Source organism: Pedobacter sp. R20-19 (genome assembly GCF_000708265.2).
GTDB lineage: Bacteria > Bacteroidota > Bacteroidia > Sphingobacteriales > Sphingobacteriaceae > Pedobacter.
This window is the reverse complement of record NZ_JCKI01000001.1, coordinates 599,299-622,497: the sequence shown is the minus strand read 5'-3', so window position 1 is coordinate 622,497 and position 23,199 is coordinate 599,299. Positions and strand designations below refer to the sequence as shown.

The following is a 23,199-nucleotide window of genomic DNA, read 5'->3' as shown; positions in this document are numbered from 1 at the left end:
TTTGAAGAATTGATTGTCCCGCCGAATCTTACGGTTACTTCGCGATTTTACGATCGCCAAAGTTAAACAAAAGACTAAAACGTAAAGTATTAGCGAGCGGGCTAGTTTGCGCATTTGCCAATAAATAAGAAAAATCTATATTGAAGACATTATATTTTAGGCCCAGCCCCATCGTAAAATAGCGGCTATCACCTTTCATTGGGCTTTGATAATTATAGCCGGCTCTAATGGCAAACTGTTGATTGTACCAATATTCTACCCCAGTTGAAATACCGACTTCCTTAAGTTCTTCACTAAAGCCACCAGGCGCATCACTAAATGATCCAAATATCCCGGCCGGAACTGATCTGTTAGGGTTTTTTCCACTTACTATATTATTATTAGCATCATAAATTGGTTGTGTAGGTACCAGTAGCTTATTAAAATCAAGTGCAAAAGTAAAGGTGCTATAATCGTCTAACGTAATGGTAGAAGCCCCACCTAATTTGAAATTTGTTGGCAGAAAAAAGCTTTGACCATTGTCTGAATAACTCATTTTTGTTCCAATATTAGAAATATTCGCTCCTGCAGAAAAAATTGTTGGTTTCCCAAATAAGTTACTTGATGTTTTATACAAGCCAGATACGTCTACAGCAATAGCATTACCGCCGCGAACCTGACCAGAGGCAAACTGACCTGATGCCAGATTGGAATAAATATAGCGGAGAGACGTGCCTAATGAAAATTCTTCGCCAAAATTTCGTGCAAATGTAACATCAAAAGCCAGTTCATTGGGGTTTGCTATTCCCAGCTCTTGCTGATTAATATCCGTTAGCTGAATGGAGCCTAATGAAAAGTATCTTAATGATGCACCAATAGTATTTCGATCATCTAATTTATAGAATCCGCTTAAGTAAGCCAAACTAATATCTGGTACCAGGCTTTTTAACCAGGGGCTATAAGATACTGCAAATCCATATGGCTGATCAAGAAATGCAAGTTTAGAAGGATTAATACTTGTTGAATTTACATCACCAGCAACTGCTACTCCAGCATCACCCATTGCTCCGGAGCGGGCATCTGGAGTAATTAATAAGAATGGAACAGCCGTTACAATATTATTAGATTCACTTCCATTGGTTAACGTGTTGCCAACTACAACCTGTGCATTTGATTTAACAAACACTAAGACCAGCGACAGTGCAGAAAAGGCAAGTTTACAGATGTAATTGAATTTCATCCTTTAAGGGTACGTAATTTTAGATGTTGGTATTTGGCAAAACTTGCAGAACATATTTCTAAACGTAAAACCAAAAACTATATTTTACCAAATTACGAATTAAGTCATAATTTACTAATTAAACCCACTTTTTTTTACAAGCCACTGTGATTACCTTATATGCAATCTAATATCAGAGTATTATAAACTATAACTTATGCACCCGATCACACTTGTTATACTTTTAAAAAAGCCATTTAGTTTATTAATATATAGTTGCCTTATTTAGAATATTTTAAATACAAATAATTTTACAGATTATACTAAGACAATAAGAAAGCTGATCATACGTTATGCCTTAAAAATATATCAGTAATTTATATTGTGACTAAATTTATATTTTCATTTAAAATGTTTAATTTTATCTGTTGAAACTGCTGGTGTTGATACTTTCTTAAAGTAACTTATGAAAAAACTATTACTATATTCTTTTACGTGTTTGTCATTAGCTATTCTGCTTTACAGTTGTAGCTCTAAAGGTGGAAACAGCTCTAGTAAAACAGGCATACCATATGCCAATCGCAAAAGTAAAAATAATGCTTCTGGAGCTTTTGCTGTTGCTACACAATACAAACGCGCACCAGGCCCCGGGTTGATCCCAATTGAGGGTGGTGTTTTAGTTGTGGGTGGAAGCGCCATCGAAATACCTGGAGTTGAACCTAATATTTACAATTATAAAAGACAGGTTACAGTGCCTTCGTTTTATATGGATGAAACAGAGGTTTCCAATACAGACTGGTTAGAATATTTACACTGGATCAGGTATAATTATCCTGAGGATCGTGAGTTTTACTATAATGAGCTACCCGATACCTTGGTTTGGAGAAGTTCACTATCCTATAATGAACCTTACGTAGATAACTATTTAAGGCATCCCGCTTACCGTGATTATCCCGTTGTTGGTGTATCCTGGGAACAGGCATCTCGTTATTGTGAGTGGAGAACATCAAGAGCCAATGAATTTATCCTTCGTGAAAAAGGTATTTTAACTGATTATAAAACGCTTAGTGCAGGTACAACCGGCAAAGGAAATAATGCTGCAGCTGTACCTAAGCCAGATAAACCATTTAATACAGATGCTTATCTTAATGGCCAGTATGATGATAAAGGTAAAAATGCACCTGTTGACTACAATACAAAAGCAGGCGCAGCAACAACAACCGCTGGTACTGGCAAAGGAAATACTCAACCCCGTAGAACAGCAACATTGGAAGATGGTGTAATTATGCAACCATATCGTTTACCTACAGAAGCTGAGTGGGAATATGCTGCCTTGGGTCTGATTGGAAATACTGAATATGAAAACATTAATCAAAATAAAATTTACCCTTGGAACGGACTGGGTGTGAGTTCAGCGAGCAAGAAAACGAGAGGTATGATTCAGGCAAACTTTAAAAGGGCTCCTGGAGATTATATGGGTGTTGGTGGATCATTAAATGATAAGGGTGATTTAACGGTGCCTGTTATTCAATATGCCGCAAATGATTTTGGCTTATATAATATGGCTGGAAACGTAAATGAGTGGGTTAATGATGTATATAGAACAGGAACCTTTACTGATGCTGATGCTTTTAATCCTTACCGTGGTAATTATTTCACTAATAAGAAATTAGAAGATAGCCAAAACGGTAAAATCGCGCTCGATAAATATGGTAATCCAATTAAAGAGAATGCATATTCGGGCAGGAAGCAAACCTGGGCAGAAAAACAGGCACAGGCCAAACTTGTAGATTCGATTTCAAAATCTACTGATCCACAATCCATTACTTCTTCCAATGCCTATCAGGCAGATCAAAGAGGTTATCGCGATAAGCAAAACTTATTGCTTAATGAAGAAGGTGTAACGCTGGTTAATGACAAATCAAGAGTTTATAAAGGGGGGTCATGGAATGATATGGCCTACTGGTTAAATCCTGCTACACGTCGCTTTATGCAACAAGATGAATCATCTGCAGAAGTTGGATTTCGTTGTGCTATGACCATGTTAGGTGCCCCGGAAATTAGCACTGCCGGAAAGAGAAGTTTCAAAACCCCACCTCCTAAACCTTACCGAGTTAAAGGAAGATAAATCACATAAAAAAGTCCCGGCCTAAAACCGGGACTTTTTTTATATCAAGACTTAGATATAATTTATTTAAACTGAATTAAGATCTGGTTCTTTTCTACCTTATCTCCTTGTTTAACTAATATTTTACTAACTGTTCCATCAGTAGTTGACTTTAAGATATTTTCCATCTTCATGGCTTCCAGAATTAAAAGGTTATCCCCTTTCTTAACTTCAACACCAGTATCAACCAATACTTTTAAAACTAAACCAGGCATGGGTGCTTTCATCTCTAAAACTTTATTAGAAGCCAGGTTATCCATTCCCAGGTTTTTCAATAGCTGATCAAACCGATCTTCCATTTTGGTCTGATAAATTGTTCCATTCACTTTGATTTTGCAAGTCTTATCCTGATGATTTGCCTCAATAACTTCTACGTTGAATGATTGATTTTGATATAAAATATGTGTTTCCGAAGACGATATGTTAATTGAGTCCAGTTCAATAGTCTGGCTATTTACATAGTGTTTAGCATCTCTTTCGTCAATATTGAAAACTGTATTTTTATTTACCTCTATCCTATCCATACGTTTATTGTGTTAAAGCATATTGCACCAAATTAGCACCCATTTTTAACGCTTTTGAACGCGTTTCTTGTGTATCTTCCGGATAAGTACCAAAATCTTCCCAGCCGTTACCTAAATCACATTCAAAAGTATAATAGCAAACCACACGACCTTTATAAATCAATGCAAAACCCTGAGGCCGCTTGTTATCATGTTCATGAATTTTAGGCAATCCATTTGGAAACTTAAATTTTTGGTTATAAATATCATGATTAGACGGCAATTCTATAAATGCTAATTCAGGAAAAACCTTTTTCATTTGTGGCCTTATAAATTTGTCTAAGCCATAATTATCATCAATATGCAGAAATCCACCACCCATTAAATATTGACGTAAATTTTTAGCTTCCAGATCACTAAACTGCACATTTCCATGCCCGGTCATGTAGATAAAAGGATAGTTAAATATTTCTTTTGATCCCACGTCTACAATGCTTTCTTCAGGATAAAAGTTAGTTTTAAGATTGGAGTTACAATATGCAATCAGGTTTGGAAGTGCCGTTCGATCAGCATACCAATCTCCGCCACCACTATACTTCAATTTAGCCATCCGGTATGAAGGAGGTAAAAAGGTGAAAGCATAGAAAATAAAGCTAAGCGTCAAAATACCAAAGCAGAAAATCCCTAGCTTTGCCGCTTTTGAATACTGAAAACGGATCATTTGAAACTTCAAAAGATTATCGGTTAAGGTAATTGATTTCAAAACAAACAGCGAGCGCAGCAGTTTCAGTACGCAACCTGTTCTCTCCTAAAGTTAGTGGTTTAAAGCCTTTATTCAAAGCTAAATCAACTTCTTCTGAAGTAAAATCACCCTCTGGTCCAATAAGAATTAAATATTTCTCTTGTGGCTGAACGAGGGCTGAGATATATTCTTTTTTCTGATCATCAATACAATGGGCTATTAATTGCTGACCATCAAATGGTTGTTTTAGAAAATCATCAAAAGAAATCGCTTCGTTAAGTTTGGGGTGATAAGCCTTAATCGATTGTTTTACAGCACTTGTAATCACTTTATTTAACCGATCGTCTTTTACTACACGTCTTTCAGAACGATCTGTAATGATAGGTGTAACTTCATCAATCCCAAGCTCGGTAGCTTTCTCTAAAAACCACTCCATTCGATCGATATTTTTTGTGGGCGCTACAGCAATGTGAAGATAATGATTTCTTTTATGAAATTCAGTTTCTACACTTAAAATGAATAATGAAACCTTCTTAGGATGATCGTCCGTAATTTCTGCCGTATAAAACCCGCCAACACCATCAACCAGGTTAACAATGGTTCCTTTTGAAAGCCGAAGAACCCGAACACAATGTTTACTTTCTTCTTCGTTTAGGGTATAAGTATTTTGATAAATATCTGGCGTATAAAAAATATGCATGTGTTGAAATTAATGATTATCAACCATATCTTCTTTATTGATGACCAATTCTAACTTTATTGTTTCAATATTTTGCTCAGTTTTCTTTAAAATGGTAAATAGATAGCCATAAGATTCATTGCTTTCACCTACCTCCGGAATCCGTTCAAAAACATGTGATACTAAACCACCTATGGTATCAAAATCTTCATCTTCCGGCAAATCGTGAGGTAAATGTTCATTAACATCGTAAACCGTAGCAAAGGCATTAACAATAAATTCATTGTCAGAAACTTTTTCTACCAGAGGTTTTTCCTCATCGTATTCATCCTGAATTTCTCCTACTAATTCTTCTACAATATCCTCCAGGGTGACCATACCAGCAGTTCCACCAAACTCATCCAAAACAATTGCAATCTGAATGCGATTACTTTGAAGCTCACTCATTAAATCATTAATCTTTTTCGTTTCTGTAACGAAATAAGGTTTACGGATAATGTCATTTAATGTCCAGTGCTGATTACCGGCTGCAACAAGAGGTAAAATATCTTTAGCATGAATGATACCGACAATTTTATCCATAATATCATCATAAACCGGCAAACGGGAATATCCTTCTTTGATAATCGTATCCACCACTTCTTCCTTTGGTGAAGTTAATTCAATACCCGAAATTTTAGTCCGAGGTACCATAATATTTTTAACAACGCGTTCATTAAAATCAAATACGTTTTTGATTAATTCATGTTCGTTATTATCTAATGCACCACTTTCTTTACCCTGTTCAAGCAGATACTGTAATTCTTCAGTACTATGAAGTGATTCATGTCCTGCAGAGGTATCAATGCCAAATGGTTTTAGAATAATGGCAGCCAGACTATTCAGTGTCCAGATAAATGGTCTGAAAACAACATAAAAAATCTGTAAAGGTACCGAGACAAATAATGTGGTAGCTACTGGTCGCTGAATGGCGAAAGATTTAGGAGCCAGCTCACCAAATACAATATGCATAATGGTGATTAATGAGAAAGCTACAATTGTTGATGCAGTATGAATAGTGGCATCGCTAAAACCCCAATGTAAACTATCAAAGAGGTTTTTAAAAATGGTATGCATAACGCCTTCACCTACCCAACCTAAGCCAAGTGATGCAAGCGTTATGCCGAGTTGTGTGGCGGCCAGGTAACCATCCAAATTATGGATGATTGTTTTAGCCATTCTACCCACTCTGCTGCCTGTTTTTGCTTTTATTTCTATTTGTGAGGCGCGGACTTTAACGATAGCGAATTCTGCTGCAACGAAAAATCCATTTAATAACACTAGAAAAAGTGCAAAAAATAACCGCCATCCAACTGATGATGTATCAGCTTCCTCAAGGGCTACCATCGCCAAATCTGTTGATGGAAGGATTGCGCTTAGTTTAAAATTTAAAAACAAGCAAACCGTGGGTAAATCCATTAAGCTAATTCTCTAAATGTGGTATTATAAAGTTCCATGCTCTCCTTTATTACTTTATGAGCATAGCGAACACCTAATAAATGTTCAATAGTTACATTTTTATCTTCTAATGCTTTATAATCCTGAAAGAAACGAACAATTTCCTTCATTTGATGTGGAGGCAATTCATCTAAATCATTAATATAATTTACAGACATATCATGAGCTGCTACAGCGATAATTTTATCATCCTGCTCTCCATTATCTACCATATGCATTACACCAACTACCTTGGCTTCAATCAATGTCATTGGATAAACATCAACAGAACAAAGCACCAAAATATCTAAAGGATCTTTATCATCACAATAAGTTTGTGGAATAAATCCATAATTAGCAGGGTACATCACTGATGAAAAAAGAACCCTATCTAATTTAATTAAACCAGATTCTTTATCTATTTCGTATTTAGCTTTTGAGCCTTTTGGGATTTCAATAATTGCATTTACAATTTCCGGTACGTTTTTACCTGGTGATACGCTATGCCAAGCGTGGGTTTCTTCTTTTGCCATTTTTAAATTTAATCTGTCTTATCTTCTTCAGAACTTGTTACTTTACTTTTTACAAATGTAATCAATAAAGGGATAGTTGTAATAATGATAAAGCCAATAATAATATATAATAAGTAATCGTTAATTTCCTTTTCAAACCTTTTGCCTAAGAAATACCCCAATAAAGTAAGTGAGCAAATCCATAACACTCCGCCAACTACGTTGTAAAGTGCAAACCGCTTAAAGTCTAATCTTACTACACCAGCAAAAATCGGTGCAAAAGTTCTTACAATCGGAACAAACCTTCCCATTATTAGCGCAAAGGCACCTTGCTTGTTATAATAGCGCTCTGCTGCCTTAAGATATTTCTTCTTGAAGAAAAAACTGTCTTTTCTAGTGTACAGCACAGGACCAGTTTTTCTTCCAAACCAATAACCTGTAAAATTACCAGATATTGCCGCCACACAAAGCCCGGCTAAAAGCAATGCAATATTTACATCCAGCTTTCCTGTTGCAACAAACATTCCGGCTAAAAACAGTAAATAATCACCGGGGAGGAAGAAACCGAAGAATAAACCGGTTTCTGCATAAATTACAAATATAACGAGATAGAAACCACCTTCCCTCAATAATTTCTCGGGATCAATCAGGTGATGCAGGTTATTCCAAAAATCGTGCATATTGAATTATTCGTAAAACTACAAATAATTATCTAACAACTGTATACCTATATTAGGTTTAAAATAATTGCAGGATAAATACCCAAAATAAGAGTAATTGCTACTGAAACCAATAAAACTAATTTATATTGAGTAGGCGTAACCAATTCTATTTCAGCACCATCTTTAAACCAAACAGCTACAATAACTTTAAAATAGTAGTAAAAACCTACCAGTGCATTCAAAATCGCAAATGCAACCAGCAAGATCTGGTAATCGCCCATTACATTCAGGAACATTAAATATTTACCAATAAAACCACCTGTTAATGGAATACCAGCTAATGATAACATAGCAACTGTAAGGGAAAGTGCTACCAATGGATTTTTCTTACCTAAGCCATTAAAGCTTTCGAAATTATCACTTCCCGTTTTTTGTTTCACCAGAATTAAAACGGCAAAAGCAATGATTGATGCAAATGTATAAGCTGCGGCATAAACTAAAACATTATTTTCTGAATTTGCACTTAATACGATAAGAGAAAATAAAAGATAGCCTGCATGAGAAATACTTGAATAGGCCAGCATTCTTTTAAAGTTCTTTTGAAACAATGCAGTAACATTTCCAATAAATAAGGTTAGGCAAACGATAACAATTAATGGCTGTACCCAGAATTCATGAAGTGGGCCAAACGCTCCGGCAAACAATCTTAAAAAAGCTGCAAAACCAGCAGTTTTAACCACAGTGCTCATAAAGGTTGTGATTAATGTTGGTGAACCTTCGTAAACATCCGGAGTCCAGAAATGGAAAGGTGCAGCACCAACTTTAAAGCATAAACCAATCATCATTAAAATTACGCCGGGATAAAAAATTGGTGAAATTGCCTTACTGTTATCTACCAGGTAGGCCTGAATTTTATCCAAGTCAAATGAACCTATAGCACCATAAATTAAGGTAATGCCGAACAATAAAAACCCTGTAGAAAATGCCCCCATTAAGAAATATTTTAATGAAGCCTCATTGGAAGCAAAGTCTCGCTTACGGATACCAGCGAGAATATATAAACTTACAGACATGATTTCCAAACCAACAAATAACATGGCCATATTTTTATACGACACCATCATGATCATTCCGGCAAGGGCGAAGAGTATCAGGGTATAATATTCAGCTATGTTATCACTTTTGGCATGAAAGTAATTTTGAGTTAACAAGAAAATTAAAAGTGTTCCAACGATGCAAACACCTGAAAATGCCAGGGCAAAATTATCGGTCTGCATCATACCGAAATGAATAGCATTGCTATTCCATGCGCTGATAGTAAATCCTAATGCGGTAAGCAAGCCAACAACAGTAAGCGGCAGTAATGCTTTCTTTGCTTTAAACAAACCTGCGTAAAGTACAATAAAAGCTGTTATACTAATGGTTATGATAATATTCATTGCTTATTTTACTGATGTTAATTTTTGATTTACCTGTTCTAATAAATGTTGTACAGATGCCTCTGTTAAGTGCAATAATGGTTTTGGGTAAACACCCAAAATAATGATCAAAGCACAAATAATGTAAAGGACTAATTTTTCAGTGCCTTGAATATCTGTGAAAGTGATGGTTAATTCATTGGTTTTACCGAGCATTACATTTTGGTACATCCGTAACATATAAACCGCTCCGAAGATAATTGTTAATCCTGCAATAGCAGCCGCCCAAATACTGTAGTTATAAACACCCATCAACAATAAGAACTCTCCAATGAAACCATTTGTACCTGGTAAGGCTACTGTTCCTAAAACAATAATTAAGAAAACAATTGCTAATTGCGGCGCTGATTTAGCAATACCACCTAATTCTTCAATTTTGTTGGTTTTGGTACGAGAAAAGATGATATCCAGTACGAAAAATAAGCCCACTACATTAATAGCATGGCTTAACATTTGTACCATAGCGCCTTGCATACCTTGTACCCCAGTATTTCCAAGATTAAAGGAGGCGAATATCCCAGCAGCAATCAACCCAACGTGTGCAATAGAAGAATAAGCAACAAGTCGTTTAGCATCTTTCTGAGTAAAGGCAATAAGTGAAGCGTAAACAATTCCAATAATGGAAAGTATCATCGCTAAACTAGACCAATCATGAACTCCTGTAGGTACAATTGGCAATAGCCATCTGATTACGCCATAAATACCCATCTTCAGCATAATACCTGATAATAGCATTGTTCCTTGTGTAGGTGCTGCAGTATAGGTATCAGGTTGCCAGGTATGGAAAGGAAATATTGGCATCTTGATCGCAAAGGCAATAAAGAAAGCCCAGAAAATCCACCCCTGTTGTACACTATCTAAGTTTAAAGCGTAAAATGCCTGGATATCAAAATTATGTGCAGGATTTTGTAAATACAGATAAATGATCCCCATAAGCATAAACAATGATCCTCCAATGGTATACACAAAGAATTTCATGTTGATGCGAACTCTATCTTTTCCACCCCAGAATGCACAGATAAAATAAATCGGAATCAAGGCTGCTTCCCAACCAATATAAAATAGAAAAGCATCCATGGCTGTAAACACCAATAGCAAACCGGTTTGCATGAATAAAATCAGTGCATAAAAGGCTGCAGGATTTTTATAATCATGTTTGTAGCTTGATAAAATAATGATGGGTACTAATAAGTTGGTTAGCAATACCACCAGCATGCTAATTCCATCAATACCTGCATGGAAGCGAATACCCAAATCAGCAATCCAAGGGAGGTTTGCTTCAAATTGCGTACTTGCGTTCGGGATGAAATTACAGGCCATGAATAAGGCCATTGCTAAGGAAGCGACTGAGATTACAGTTGAAACCATTTTAGCCGACTTACCTGCAAATGCCGTAATGATAGCACCTGCAAGCGGAAGAAATATAAGTAGTAAAAGTTGTTCCATTATTTATTTTTGAACCCTTTTTAGATGTAATAAAATGTATAAGCAAGTAATGCGATGATTCCGGCAACCATCATAAATATGTAGAAACCTACGTTTCCACTTTGTAATAAACGTACGCCCTTACTCGCCTCGTTTGTACTCCAACCTAAGCCGTTCACTATTCCATCGATGAATTTTGTGTCAATAATTCTGTAGAAAAATCTAGAAAAAGCATCTAAAGGTTTTGTGATGATGAAATCATAGATCTCATCCAGATAAAATTTATGGTAAGATAAATTTGCCAAAGCAGAACGTGGTGCCTCATCCGCAACAGGAACACGGGCACCTTTTACATATCTTGTGTAAGCATAAAGCAAAGCAACAATTGCCACAATAACAGAAATCCCCATTAGTGTATATTCGGTTGAATGGCTTAAATCTAATTCATGTTGTGCAACACCAGCACCTGATAACCAATGTGCCAACCATTCATTTCCACCAAAAACATGAGGAATATTAATTGCTCCTCCAATTGCAGCTAGAATGGCTAAAATAATTAATGGAACGGTCATTGCTTTTGGCGACTCATGCACATGACTTTCCGCGTGATGTGTTCCTCTATATTTTCCTGAGAAAGTAAGGAAAATCATTCTGAACATATAAAATGCAGTTAAAAATGCAGTTAATACCCCAATACCCCAAAGTATCGGACTATATTGAAATGCATGAGCTAAAATTTCGTCTTTTGAGAAGAAACCTGAAAAGGGTGGTAAACCAGCAATGGCGATGGTACCAATCATCATGGTTAAGAATGTAACCGGAAGTTTCTTTCTTAAGCCACCCATATGGCGCATATCTTGTTCGTGGTGCATGGCATGGATTACGGAACCTGCCCCTAAGAATAATAAAGCTTTAAAGAATGCATGGGTTAACACATGGAAGAATGAACCTGTATAAGCACCAACCCCTAAGCCTAAAAACATATATCCTAATTGAGATACAGTAGAATAAGCCAGTACCTTTTTAATATCTGTTTGTGTTAAGGCAATAATAGCAGCCACTAAAGCGGTTGCTGCGCCAATAATGGCAATAATGTGCTGCGTAAATGGAGCAAGATCAAATAATACGCTTGAACGGGCAATCATGTAGATACCAGCTGTAACCATTGTAGCCGCATGGATTAATGCAGATACTGGTGTTGGTCCGGCCATCGCATCAGGTAACCAGGTGAATAACGGCAACTGTGCCGATTTACCACAAGCACCAATAAATAATAAAATGGTAATTAAAACTAAAGTATTATTACCAGGTAGCATGGTTGCTGCTTGAGGAAATACCTTTGAGAACTCTAAACTTCCGAAGAAGTTGAACATTAAGAATACACCTAATAAGAAGCCCAAATCGCCAATTCGATTCATTACAAAAGCTTTCTTGGCTGCCGATGCATAAGCGCTGTTGGTGTACCAGAAACCGATCAATAAGTAAGAACATAAACCTACGCCCTCCCAGCCGATAAACATCACGATATAGTTGGAACCCAAGACTAAGAGTAACATGAAGAACACAAACAGGTTCAGATACGAGAAGAATTTGCCAAATCCTTCATCATCATGCATGTAGCTGGTAGAATATAAATGGATTAAAAAACCAATTCCGGTAATAATCAAAAGCATGATTGAACTCAATGGGTCAACCAGGAATGAGAGTGGAATATGCAGTTTTCCTGCACTAATCCAATCGAATAAAAATACTTCGTGAGATTTTTGTGTGTCGCCTTGTAAACTAAAGAAAATAACTACACTGATGATGAAAGAAGCTAAGATTACGCCACTTCCAATGATACCAACAAGCCCTTTAGATAAAGATTTTCTGCCCAGCCCGTTAATTACAAACCCTAAAAGAGGAAGTAATGGAACTAACCAAATCAATTGTTCTATTGTCATTCTTAATATATATTTACCACTTAAGGCGATTTAAAACATTAATATCTATCGATTTTGTATTTCTGTAAACCATTACGATAATTGCCAAACCAACTGCAACCTCTGCAGCAGCTAGCGCCATAATAAAGAATACGAAAACCTGTCCTGATGGGTCATTGCTATGGACTGAGAAAGCGGTTAAAAGCAGGTTTACTGCATTCAACATCAATTCAACAGACATAAAAATCACGATTGCATTTCTACGGGTTAGCACGCCGATTACACCAATAGTGAAAATAATCGCACATAAGTAGATGTAGTGATTTAGCGGAACGCCAGCCATTTGTGTAGTTAAATTTTCCATTATATTTCTACCTCATCTCTTTTTGATAATAAAACTGCTCCAACCATTGCGGCCAATAGTAATAGAGATGATAATTCGAATGGTAATAAGAATGGCCCGAAAAGCTCTTTACCTAAGTTTTCTACCAAACCTAATCCTGGGTTTTTCAAAATTAAAGGACTTGTAATGGTTGCGGCTTTAAAAGAACCAACTAAGGTTACAATTAAACAACACCCTGCAATTACACCTACAATTTTAATCAATGGTGATTTTACAGGTTCTGTTTCCTTATTAAGGTTGAGGAGCATCAGTACGAATAAGAATAATACCATGATAGCACCCATGTAAACAATAAAATTTACAACCGCTAAAAACTGAGCATTCAACAATACATAATGTACCGTAAATGTGAAAAAGGTAAGGATTAAGTATAATACGCTATGAATAGGATTTTTTGCAAAAATCACCATCAGCGAAAAGATGATACTTAATGTGGCTACGAAATAGAATACTTGTGTACTCATTAATTTGTTATTTGTTAGTACACCTCGTCATTGCGAGGCACGAAGCAATCTCATTTTTATTGCCATTGCATTAGGATTGCTTCGTTCCTCGCAATGACGTACTGGTAAAATTATTTTTTCATTTCCAAAGGAGCCTCTACCAATTTATCCTTTCCGTAAATAAAATCTTTACGTAAATAATCGGCAGGTACAATTGGTCCATCTAAATAAATGGCCTCTTTAGGGCAGGCTTCTTCACATAATCCACAGAAGATGCAACGTAACATATTGATCTCGTATGTAGCTGCGTATTTTTCTTCCCGGTATAAATGCTTTTCATCTGTTTTACGCTCTGCTGCAATCATTGTAATTGCTTCAGCCGGACAAGATAATGCACATAAACCACAAGCTGTACAACGCTCTTTTCCATTCTCATCACGTTTAAGCGAATGCATTCCTCTGAAGTTAGCAGAGAATTCACGTTCAACTTCAGGATATCTTACTGTAGCCTCTTTTTTGAATAAGTGGCTGATGGTAATGCCCATTCCTTTTGCAATCGCCGGAAGGTACATTCTTTCCATAAAGCTCAACGGCTTTTGTTCCAGTACTTTTTTCTTGTTACTTAATGATTCCATAACCCCAAACCCCTAAAGGGGCTTTTAAATGCATGTGTAAATCTATGTATAAACCTTAGTGGTTTTTAAACTTTGTTTTTCCGCTTTGCCCTCCCCCTTTAGGGAGCCGGGGGGCTAGAACTTCTCTATAATCGCAATCACAACTCCAGTTATTATAATATTGGCAATGGCCAAAGGTATTAAACCTTTCCAACCTAAATTCATCAATTGATCATAACGGAAACGAGGGATTGTCCAACGTACCCACATGAAGAAAAAGATAAAGAAAACTATTTTGAAAAAGAAAACACCTACACCAAAAAGTGGTGCCCATGTTGGTCCAAGCAAAGTAGCCATATAATCCATGCCTGGATAGTTATATCCACCGAAGTATAATGTTGCCATTACAGCGGATGAAACAAACATGTTGATGTATTCAGCAAAAAGGTAAAAACCCAGTTTCATCGAAGAATATTCTGTATGGTAACCACCAATTAACTCCGTTTCACATTCAGGTAAGTCAAAAGGCGCACGGTTGGTTTCAGCAAAAGAACAGATCATGAAAATCAGAAATCCTAAGGGTTGATACCAAACATTCCAGTTCAATCCATGCTGTTGTTCAACAATTGTTTTTAAACTCAGCGTATTCGTCATTAAAAGCAAGGCAATGATGGACAAGCCCATTGCAATTTCATAACTGATGTTTTGAGAAGCTGCGCGAATGGCACTCAATAAAGAATACTTATTATTTGATGCCCAGCCACCAATCATTACGCCATAAACACCTAGAGAAACTACACCAAAGATGTATAAAACCCCTACATTAATATCAGCTACCTGAAGTGGAACAATTTTACCGCCAATTTCCATTGGGCTTCCCCATGGAATAACTGCCGTACCGATACAGGCACAAAGCAATGCTAAGCCAGGGCCAACAATAAATAACCATTTGTTTGATGTAGTTGGAATGATTTCCTCCTTCATAAACATTTTTACACCATCGGCTAAAGGTTGCAATATCCCGAAGGGGCCTGCTCTATCCGGACCTAAACGATCTTGAAGATAGGCAGCTACTTTTCGTTCTGCATATGTAGAATACATGGCAATAACCAAACTGATACCGAAAATAACCGCTACCAGAATAAATTTTTCTATGATAAAACCTGTATCCATTAGTATTTTACTGTTTTATGTAATTCAATTTCATTAGCTGCCTGTAAAGCTGCATTTGGCATAATAACAGGAAGTGGCTTTAATGTTTCGTAGTGGTTAGATGCAATTACAGAAGTATCATCAATATGTGTCGGATGCTCAATTGTCCAATCAGAAGTTGCTTTTTTATCGAAACGACAAGTATTACAAATAAATTCTTCTACTTCACCAAACTGATCTTTACGGGCAGTAACCCGTAAAACATCTTCACCTTTATACCAAAGAGTTACTTTACCATTGCATTTTTCATGATCGCAGTTACGATGTGCATCAACGGGCTTGGTAAACCAAACCCGGTTTTTAAAACGGAAGGTTTTATCGGTTAGCGCACCAACAGGACAAACATCAATTACGTTTCCTGAGAAATCATTATCAACTGCTTGTTGGATATAAGTCGAAATTTCTGAATGGTCGCCACGGTTTAAGATTCCGTGAACGCGTTTGTTTGTAATTTGATCTGCAGTAAAAACACAACGATAACACAGAATACAACGATTCATGTGCAACTGAATCTTATCGCCAATATCGATACGCTCAAAAGTACGGCGCTCAAATTCATAACGGGTTTTCTGCAATCCGTGCTCGTAGCCCAAATTTTGTAAATCACACTCACCCGCCTGATCACAAACCGGACAATCTAATGGATGGTTAATTAATAGAATTTCTACTACGCCGGCACGTGCTTCTAAAACTTCTGGTGAAGTAATGTTTAACACTTCCATGCCATCCATTACTGTGGTACGGCAAGATGCAACCAGTTTTGGCATTGGGCGTGGATCTTTTTCCGAACCCTTCGTTACCTTCACAATACAGGTACGGCATTTACCACCACTGCCTTCTAACTTAGAATAATAGCACATGGCTGGTGGAACGATATCACCACCTATTTGCCTTGCAGCATTCAGGATAGTGGTTCCATTATCAACCTCTACTGTTATTCCATCTATCGTAACCTTAACTTTTTCACTCATGGTTAATGATATTCTTTTATTTTTTATGCTCATGCCGTCATTGCGAGGCACGAAGCAATCTCTTTATTAATATGTCATCGTATTAGGATTGCTTCGTTCCTCGCAATGACGTGGTGTTGAGTTTCTCTCCATGATTCGTGTCACAACGAACCAATTTTATATTTCCAAATAATGGTCTGTGAAGACCCAGGCCATGGCAATTTAACTTATTTATCTTCTGTTACCGGAGCCTTTTCTATCGGAACTGCATAATTTGCAATACCATAATTTTGACTCTGACTTTTAACAGGTTCTTTAATGTGCCATTCGAATTCATCTCTGAAATGACGGATTGCACTTGCCACTGGCCAGGCTGCCGCATCTCCTAATGGACAAATCGTATTTCCTTCAATTTTGCGTTGAATATCCCAAAGTAAATCCACGTCACTCATCGTTCCATGACCGTGTTCAATTTTGTGTAATACTTTTTCCATCCATCCCGTACCTTCACGGCAAGGCGAACATTGTCCGCAACTTTCATGATGATAAAATCGAGAGAAATTCCAGGTATTACGAACCATACATTGGTCTTCATCAAAGGCAATGAAGCCCCCGGAGCCCATCATAGTTCCTGTAGCAAATCCACCTTCTGATAAAGATTCGTAACTCATTAAACGAGGCTCGCCATTCGCATATTTCAATGTTAAGTTAGCAGGCAAAACTGGTACAGATGATCCACCCGCAACAGTTGCCTTTAACCGTTTACCGTTAGCAATACCACCACAATATTCATCAGAATAGATAAATTCTTCAACTGGTAAACCTAATTCAATTTCATATACGCCTGGTTTTACTAAGTTTCCGGATGCTGATATTAATTTCGTACCCGTACTTCTACCAATACCAATCTTTGCATATTCATCACCACCATCATTAATAATTGGCACAACTGCAGCAATAGACTCTACGTTATTGACTACCGTTGGGCAACCATACAATCCAGCAATCGCTGGGAAAGGTGGTTTAATTCTCGGATTACCTCTTTTACCTTCAAGTGATTCTAATAATGCAGTTTCTTCACCACAAATGTAAGCACCACCACCTGGCTGAACGTATAATTCTAAATCGTATCCTGTTCCTAAAATATTTTTACCCAACCATCCAGCAGCTTTTGCTTCGGCAATGGCTTTCTCCAGAATACGGATTTGAGGCATCATTTCTCCACGAACGTAGATGTATGAAACCTTTGCACCTAATGCAAAACTGGAAACAATCATTCCTTCAATTAAAGCATGAGGAATGTGTGTCATCAAATAACGGTCTTTGAAAGTTCCAGGCTCAGATTCATCAGCGTTACACACCAAATAGCGTGCAACTCCTTCTGGTTTAGCCAAAAAGCTCCATTTCATTCCGGTTGGGAAACCCGCACCACCACGACCACGTAAGCCTGATTTCTTAACTTCTTCAACAATCTCTTCAGGTGTTAAAGTTTTAAGGGCTTTCTCCACGGCGCGATACCCGCCTTTTTGGCGATAGACTTCAAGTGTATTGATGCCCGGTACGTTTATATGCTCAAGTAATAATTTGCGACTCATTTTTATACCCCTAAATCCCCTAAAGGGGACTTTTTCCCCTCGTTGTTAAACTCCCCCTTTAGGGGGCCGGGGGGTTATTTATTTTTCAAATCTTCAATCAGTTGATCTACACTGTCGGTAGTTAAGTTTTCGTAGAAAGTATATTCCGGGCTAATTTGCAACACCGGACCAAATCCACAGGCAGCTAAACATTCAACTCCTCTAAAGCTAAATAAACCATCTGCAGTGACTTCACCTTCTTTAACACCCAGCTTTGCCTCCAGGTGATCTAATATTTTTTCTGCACCAACCAGGCAGCAAGGCCCTGTACGGCAAACCTCCAAAGCATACTTACCTTGAGGTTTTAAAAAGTACATGGTATAAAATGTTGCTACCTCATATACTTCAATAGGTTGAATGTTTAGGTAAGCAGCAACCTGATCCATGGCAGATGTAGGCACCCAAAGAAATTCTGCCTGTACCAAATGTAACAATGGTAACAATGCTGATTTTTCTTTCCCTTCAGGATAACGACTTTTAACTTCATCAAATTTGGCAAGCAATTCTGATGATAATTGCACAGGTGTTTGTTCTTCTACTTTAAGCATCTAATTCTCCTGCAATAATATTCATACTACTCATGTTGATAATGGCATCAGACAATAACATGCCTTCGCTCATTGGTGCAAACATCTGGTAATTTATAAAACTTGGTCTGCGGAAGTGTAAACGATATGGTGTACGTCCGCCATCATTAATCAGATAGAAACCTAACTCACCATTCCCACCTTCTACAGCGTGATAAACCTCTGCTTTTGGAGCATCAATTTCACCCATCACAATTTTAAAGTGATAGATCAATGCTTCCATATTGTTATAAACTTCTTGTTTTGGAGGAAGGTAAAATTCTGGAACATCAGCATGAAAAATACCTTTAGGTTCCGTTTTTAACTTCACAAGAGCTTGTTCGATAATGCGAACACTCTGCCACATTTCTTCGTTCCGCACTAAATATCTATCGTAGATATCACCACTTGTTCCAACCGGAACTTCAAAGTCGAAATCCTGATATGATGAATATGGATCACTTACACGAACATCATAATCTACACCTGTAGCACGCAAAAGCGGACCCGTCCAGCTATACTCTAAGGCAGTTTCTTTAGTAACCTCAGCAACACCTGCCGTTCTGTCGATAAAAATACGGTTACGGGTTAAAAGGTTTTCGAACTCTTTCAAAGCTACTGGAAACTCTTTTAAAAATTTATTGATTTTGGTAAAAGCAATTTCATTGAAATCTCTTTCAAAACCACCAATACGACCTATGTTTGTGGTTAAACGTGCGCCACAAACTTCTTCAAAAATCTCATAAATATGCTCACGGAACTGAAACAAATAAAGGAAAGTAGTTGTGGCACCAGTATCCTGACCAATAATTGTATTACAGATAATGTGATCAGCGATACGAGAGAGCTCCATAATGATTACGCGAAGATAATCAACACGTTTTGGCATCTGGATATTTAATAACTTCTCAACCGTCATGTGCCAGCCCATATTATTAATGGGCGATGAACAATAGTTTAAACGATCTGTAAGTGGTGTAATTTGATAAAACGGACGATGTTCGGCAATTTTTTCAAAAGCACGGTGGATGTATCCAATTGTAGAAACACCACTTACAATACGTTCGCCATCTAACTGCAAAACGTTTTGAAAAACACCGTGGGTTGCAGGGTGTGTTGGGCCTAAATTTAAGGTTACCAGCTCACTTTGCGGGTCGTTATCTGTGTATACCGGATGGTTATGATTCATATAAATTACCTTCCAAAAAATTCGTCTTTTTTATCAACTCTGTTCGGATCTTCCAATGGATATTGTTTCAACATCGGGTGTACACCTAAATCATCCATATTTAAAATGCGGCGTAAATCTGGGTGACCTTCGAATTTAACTCCAAACAAATCATAAGTTTCACGTTCCATCCAGTTAGCACCTTTCCAAACTGTTGTTGCAGTAGGAATAGTTGGATTTTGCTCAGAAATAAAAACCTTAATTCTTATTCTTACTCTCTCTACCATATTATTTAGATGGTAAACCACAGCAATGCCATGATCTTTACCAGGGTAGTGAACTGCAGTAATATCGGTAAGGAAATTGAACTTTAGTTCTTCTTTAAGATAAGAAAGCACATTAATGATTACATCTTTATAAGTTACTATAGTTAGAAAGCCATAAGGCTCAGAAACAGCGGTAACTTTTTCGCCAAACTTTTCAGTTAGCTTAACATGAACATCGTTATTTAGTGTCGTTTCTTCCATTATTTAATGCCGTATTGACCTAAAAGTTCTTTATAATAATCAGAATTTCTTCTTCTTCCTGATTCGTTTCTTACCAAATCCTGAATGCGTTGAAAGCCATCTAAAATAGCTTCAGGTCTTGGCGGGCAACCTGGCACATAAACATCTACCGGAATCACTTCATCAATACCTTGTAAAACAGAATACGTATCAAAAATACCACCACTGCTTGCACAAGCACCAACAGCCATTACCCAACGGGGTTCAGCCATTTGGATATAAACTTGTTTTAAAACAGGAGCCATTTTTTTAGCAATAGTTCCCATCACCATCAAAACATCTGCCTGGCGTGGAGAAAAGCTTAAACGTTCTGCACCAAAACGACCTAGATCGTAATGAGAACCCATGGTAGCCATAAATTCAATTCCACAACAAGAGGTGGCAAAAGGCAACGGCCATAATGAATTTGAGCGTGCCAAACCAATCACTTTATCCATTGAAGTGGCAAAGAAACCAGAACCTTCTATTCCTGGAGGTGCATCTACTATATTAATTTCACTCATGTTTATAAACAAAAAATGCTCATCCTTTTGCAGAATGAGCAACAAATTTACAATATTTAAAAGGCAATTAAACAAGCTTAACTTGATTTAGAACCTTTCTAAATAAATAAAGAGGATATGAGTTAGTGTAGTTGTTACACTTTTATTTTTCAGTTATAATAAGCTAACCAAGAATGGCCAACTGAATTAGTTCCAGTCTAAAACTTTTTTCTTTATTACATAAATAAATCCTAAAAGTAATGTCCCCATGAAGATGAACATTTCAATCATCCCATCCATTCTAAGCGCTCTGAAATTTACAGCCCATGGATACATGAAGATTACTTCAATATCAAACAATACAAAGAGAATAGCCACTACGAAATATTTGATAGAAAACGGCTGACGAGCATTACCTACGCTTTTCACGCCCGCTTCAAACACCTCAAGCTTATCACTGGTTTTACGTTTTGGGCCTAAAAAGTGTGTAGCAACTAAAGTGGTTACCACAAAACCTAAAGCAACAATTACTTGAAATATAATTGGTAAAAAATCTATAGAGGTACTTTGTGCTTGCATAATTTATATTTTCTAATGCAAAAGTAAAAGAAAAAGGCAGAGTAACAAAACTCTGCCTTTTCTAAATTATTTAACTTGAAAATTATTTACCTTTTCCTTTGGCCGCTGGAGCTGATAATTCTTTCAACTTCGCTGCCGCAAATGTTCCAGTTGGATACACAGCTACACTTTTATCAAAATACTCTTTAGCCTTAGCTTTATCAGTATTGAAATAAAAACCACCTAAGTTATCATAAGCTTCTGATAATTTCTTAGCGTTAGGCGTTACTAACTCAGGTTTTTCAGTTACTTTTTTGATAAACATTTCAAAATGAGGTACCATTAATCCTTTTGGTGCCTTTTCATCATCTAATAAACTATTAACCCTTGCACGATATAAATATGCATCAGTAGTTTCTGGAGCAAGTTGAGCTACTTTTGAAATAGATGAATCTGCTTTAACCAATAAATCTTTAGAAGGATTTTTCTTCGCTGAATATTGAGTAGCATAATCAAAATAGTAAGCTAATCCATCATAAAAATAACTGTATAATACGCCTTTTCCATTAGGATTTGCGGCAATCACTTTATCATATATCTGAGCTGCTTTAGCATATTTTTTAGCATCGAAAAATGTTTTAGCAACTTCTGCTAAAGCTTCAACATTAGTTGAATCTTTTTCTACTGCCTTAGTAATATTAATTAATGCTAAACTATCCTGACCAGATTTTAATTGTGCTTTACCTAAGTACAAATAATCGAAGCCTAAAATTTTATTTTGATCTTTTTCTTTAGCAAAGAACTCATTCATGCTGGTTAAAGCAGCTGGATAATTTTTATTTTCATATGCAGCCCATCCTTTTAATCTTGATACAACAGCACTTTTAGGATCATTAGCAGGTGCTTGGATAGTTGAAGCAACTTGTTCTAAAGTAGCATAATCTTTTGCATAAAATAAGAACTGTGCATAACGTAGTTGAGACTCTAAAGATTTGTCTGTCAAATCCATATATTTTTTATAGTTCTCAATTGCCTTTTTAGCTTTCTCTTGATCTGTACCAAAACTACTCCATTGTAGATAAAGCTCACCTAGCTCACGATAAGCTGGTCCATAATTTGGATCTGCAGCAATTACATCTTGTAATTCTTTTTCTCCTTCTGGAAATGCACGTGATTCTTTATACATTTTACCAATCTGAGTCTTAGCTCTACGGTTGTTTGGATCTACATCACCAACACGCATGTAAGGACCTAACGCTTCAGAATTCTTCTTTTGCAAAGCATAAGCATCTCCTAAGGCTAAGAAAACCTCTGCATCCTTATCTTTTGAATCTAATTCATCAGCTTTAGTGATATTTGCCAAAGCATTGGTGAAATCTGGTTTAGATACATCATCACTTGGTTTATCTTGCGCTAAGTAAGCTTTACCAATTTCAAGATAGGTTTTGTAATTTTTTTTATCTAATTCGATAGCTTTATCGAAGTTGGTTTTGGCAGAAGTTGGATTATTAGATAACATATCTGCTTCACCTAAACCAATCAGATTTAAGTTGTTTTTAGCATCAGCCGTTAAGCCTTTAGTAAATACAGCACGGGCTGAATCAATATAACCAGTTTTTAAATAAACTAAACCCAGATTATAATAATTATCGCCGTTTGAGGCTTGTGAGCTCACCAATGACTTAAGCATCGATGTTGCTTTTTGATACTGTTCAGCGTCAATGGCTTTTTTCGCATCATTTAAATTTTGAGCAAAAACTGCAGAACCCATCAACACCAAACCTACATTTAAGGTTATTGCTTTCTTTAAAATTTTCATCGGATATTCTGTTTTTTTTA

23 protein-coding genes are annotated in these 23,199 nt (G+C 36.8%); 1 reads left to right on the top strand and 22 read right to left on the bottom strand.

Annotated features, from left to right (window positions below; genetic code table 11):
• Positions 1-34 precede the first annotated feature (34 nt).
• Positions 35-1,219: a type IX secretion system outer membrane channel protein PorV gene (porV, locus tag AN34_RS02745; protein WP_029282058.1), complete on the bottom strand. Its 1,185-nt coding sequence runs from the start codon at positions 1,217-1,219 to the stop codon at positions 35-37.
• Between the two features lie 445 nt (positions 1,220-1,664).
• On the opposite strand from porV, the gene AN34_RS02740 reads away from it, so the two are divergent.
• Positions 1,665-3,326 carry an SUMF1/EgtB/PvdO family nonheme iron enzyme gene (locus tag AN34_RS02740; RefSeq protein WP_029282057.1) on the top strand — a complete coding sequence of 554 codons (1,662 nt, stop codon included), beginning with the start codon at positions 1,665-1,667 and terminating at the stop codon, positions 3,324-3,326.
• Positions 3,327-3,388: 62 nt separating this feature from the next.
• Here AN34_RS02740 and AN34_RS02735 read toward each other — a convergent pair whose 3' ends face one another.
• From AN34_RS02735 to AN34_RS02635, 21 genes are all read right to left on the bottom strand, one after another.
• Positions 3,389-3,889, bottom strand: coding sequence for an acetyl-CoA carboxylase biotin carboxyl carrier protein subunit (locus AN34_RS02735; RefSeq protein WP_029282055.1), 501 nt, complete (start codon positions 3,887-3,889; stop codon positions 3,389-3,391).
• Positions 3,890-3,893: 4 nt separating this feature from the next.
• On the bottom strand, positions 3,894-4,478 hold the full coding sequence (locus tag AN34_RS02730) for a DUF4159 domain-containing protein (protein WP_231625477.1): 585 nt from the start codon (positions 4,476-4,478) through the stop codon (positions 3,894-3,896).
• A gap of 127 nt (positions 4,479-4,605) precedes the next feature.
• Positions 4,606-5,310: a 16S rRNA (uracil(1498)-N(3))-methyltransferase gene (locus AN34_RS02725; protein WP_029282051.1), complete on the bottom strand. Its 705-nt coding sequence runs from the start codon at positions 5,308-5,310 to the stop codon at positions 4,606-4,608.
• Between the two features lie 9 nt (positions 5,311-5,319).
• Positions 5,320-6,747: a hemolysin family protein gene (locus AN34_RS02720; protein ID WP_029282049.1), complete on the bottom strand. Its 1,428-nt coding sequence runs from the start codon at positions 6,745-6,747 to the stop codon at positions 5,320-5,322.
• On the bottom strand, positions 6,747-7,298 hold the full coding sequence (locus AN34_RS02715; RefSeq protein WP_029282047.1) for an inorganic diphosphatase: 552 nt from the start codon (positions 7,296-7,298) through the stop codon (positions 6,747-6,749). Before AN34_RS02715 ends, AN34_RS02720 begins: the two co-directional genes overlap by 1 nt.
• A gap of 8 nt (positions 7,299-7,306) precedes the next feature.
• Positions 7,307-7,957 (bottom strand): DedA family protein, encoded by a 651-nt coding sequence (locus tag AN34_RS02710; protein WP_029282045.1) that lies wholly within the window; start codon positions 7,955-7,957, stop codon positions 7,307-7,309.
• 47 nt (positions 7,958-8,004) lie between these two features.
• Entirely contained in the window at positions 8,005-9,378 is a 1,374-nt protein-coding gene (locus AN34_RS02705) for an NADH-quinone oxidoreductase subunit N (RefSeq protein ID WP_029282042.1), read from the bottom strand.
• A gap of 3 nt (positions 9,379-9,381) precedes the next feature.
• Complete coding sequence (locus AN34_RS02700) at positions 9,382-10,863, bottom strand: NuoM family protein (protein WP_029282040.1); 1,482 nt, start codon at positions 10,861-10,863, stop codon at positions 9,382-9,384.
• 20 nt (positions 10,864-10,883) lie between these two features.
• Positions 10,884-12,785: an NADH-quinone oxidoreductase subunit L gene (gene nuoL, locus AN34_RS02695; RefSeq protein WP_029282038.1), complete on the bottom strand. Its 1,902-nt coding sequence runs from the start codon at positions 12,783-12,785 to the stop codon at positions 10,884-10,886.
• Between the two features lie 13 nt (positions 12,786-12,798).
• Positions 12,799-13,128 (bottom strand): NADH-quinone oxidoreductase subunit NuoK, encoded by a 330-nt coding sequence (nuoK, locus tag AN34_RS02690; protein WP_010601897.1) that lies wholly within the window; start codon positions 13,126-13,128, stop codon positions 12,799-12,801.
• Positions 13,128-13,631, bottom strand: a complete 504-nt coding sequence (locus AN34_RS02685) for an NADH-quinone oxidoreductase subunit J (RefSeq protein WP_029282036.1) — start codon at positions 13,629-13,631, stop codon at positions 13,128-13,130. The genes nuoK and AN34_RS02685 overlap by 1 nt, the downstream gene beginning before the upstream one ends.
• Before the next feature lie 110 nt (positions 13,632-13,741).
• Positions 13,742-14,245 (bottom strand): NADH-quinone oxidoreductase subunit I, encoded by a 504-nt coding sequence (locus tag AN34_RS02680; RefSeq protein WP_029282034.1) that lies wholly within the window; start codon positions 14,243-14,245, stop codon positions 13,742-13,744.
• A 114-nt stretch (positions 14,246-14,359) separates the two neighbouring features.
• Positions 14,360-15,397, bottom strand: coding sequence for an NADH-quinone oxidoreductase subunit NuoH (nuoH, locus tag AN34_RS02675; protein ID WP_029282032.1), 1,038 nt, complete (start codon positions 15,395-15,397; stop codon positions 14,360-14,362).
• Positions 15,397-16,407: a 2Fe-2S iron-sulfur cluster-binding protein gene (locus tag AN34_RS02670; RefSeq protein WP_029282030.1), complete on the bottom strand. Its 1,011-nt coding sequence runs from the start codon at positions 16,405-16,407 to the stop codon at positions 15,397-15,399. The genes nuoH and AN34_RS02670 overlap by 1 nt, the downstream gene beginning before the upstream one ends.
• Before the next feature lie 206 nt (positions 16,408-16,613).
• A complete protein-coding gene (gene nuoF / locus AN34_RS02665) occupies positions 16,614-17,981 on the bottom strand; it encodes an NADH-quinone oxidoreductase subunit NuoF (protein WP_029282028.1) in 1,368 nt (455 codons plus the stop codon).
• A 74-nt stretch (positions 17,982-18,055) separates the two neighbouring features.
• On the bottom strand, positions 18,056-18,568 hold the full coding sequence (gene nuoE, locus AN34_RS02660) for an NAD(P)H-dependent oxidoreductase subunit E (RefSeq protein WP_029282026.1): 513 nt from the start codon (positions 18,566-18,568) through the stop codon (positions 18,056-18,058).
• The gene (locus AN34_RS02655) at positions 18,561-19,775 is read right to left on the bottom strand and encodes an NADH-quinone oxidoreductase subunit D (RefSeq protein ID WP_029282024.1); all 1,215 of its coding nucleotides are present in this window, start codon (positions 19,773-19,775) and stop codon (positions 18,561-18,563) included. Before AN34_RS02655 ends, nuoE begins: the two co-directional genes overlap by 8 nt.
• Before the next feature lie 5 nt (positions 19,776-19,780).
• Positions 19,781-20,281: an NADH-quinone oxidoreductase subunit C gene (locus tag AN34_RS02650; RefSeq protein ID WP_029282022.1), complete on the bottom strand. Its 501-nt coding sequence runs from the start codon at positions 20,279-20,281 to the stop codon at positions 19,781-19,783.
• Positions 20,281-20,823: an NADH-quinone oxidoreductase subunit B gene (locus AN34_RS02645; RefSeq protein ID WP_029282020.1), complete on the bottom strand. Its 543-nt coding sequence runs from the start codon at positions 20,821-20,823 to the stop codon at positions 20,281-20,283. The genes AN34_RS02650 and AN34_RS02645 overlap by 1 nt, the downstream gene beginning before the upstream one ends.
• A gap of 186 nt (positions 20,824-21,009) precedes the next feature.
• Positions 21,010-21,381 carry an NADH-quinone oxidoreductase subunit A gene (locus tag AN34_RS02640; protein WP_029282018.1) on the bottom strand — a complete coding sequence of 124 codons (372 nt, stop codon included), beginning with the start codon at positions 21,379-21,381 and terminating at the stop codon, positions 21,010-21,012.
• An 82-nt stretch (positions 21,382-21,463) separates the two neighbouring features.
• Complete coding sequence (locus tag AN34_RS02635; protein WP_029282016.1) at positions 21,464-23,179, bottom strand: hypothetical protein; 1,716 nt, start codon at positions 23,177-23,179, stop codon at positions 21,464-21,466.
• Positions 23,180-23,199: the final 20 nt, after the last annotated feature.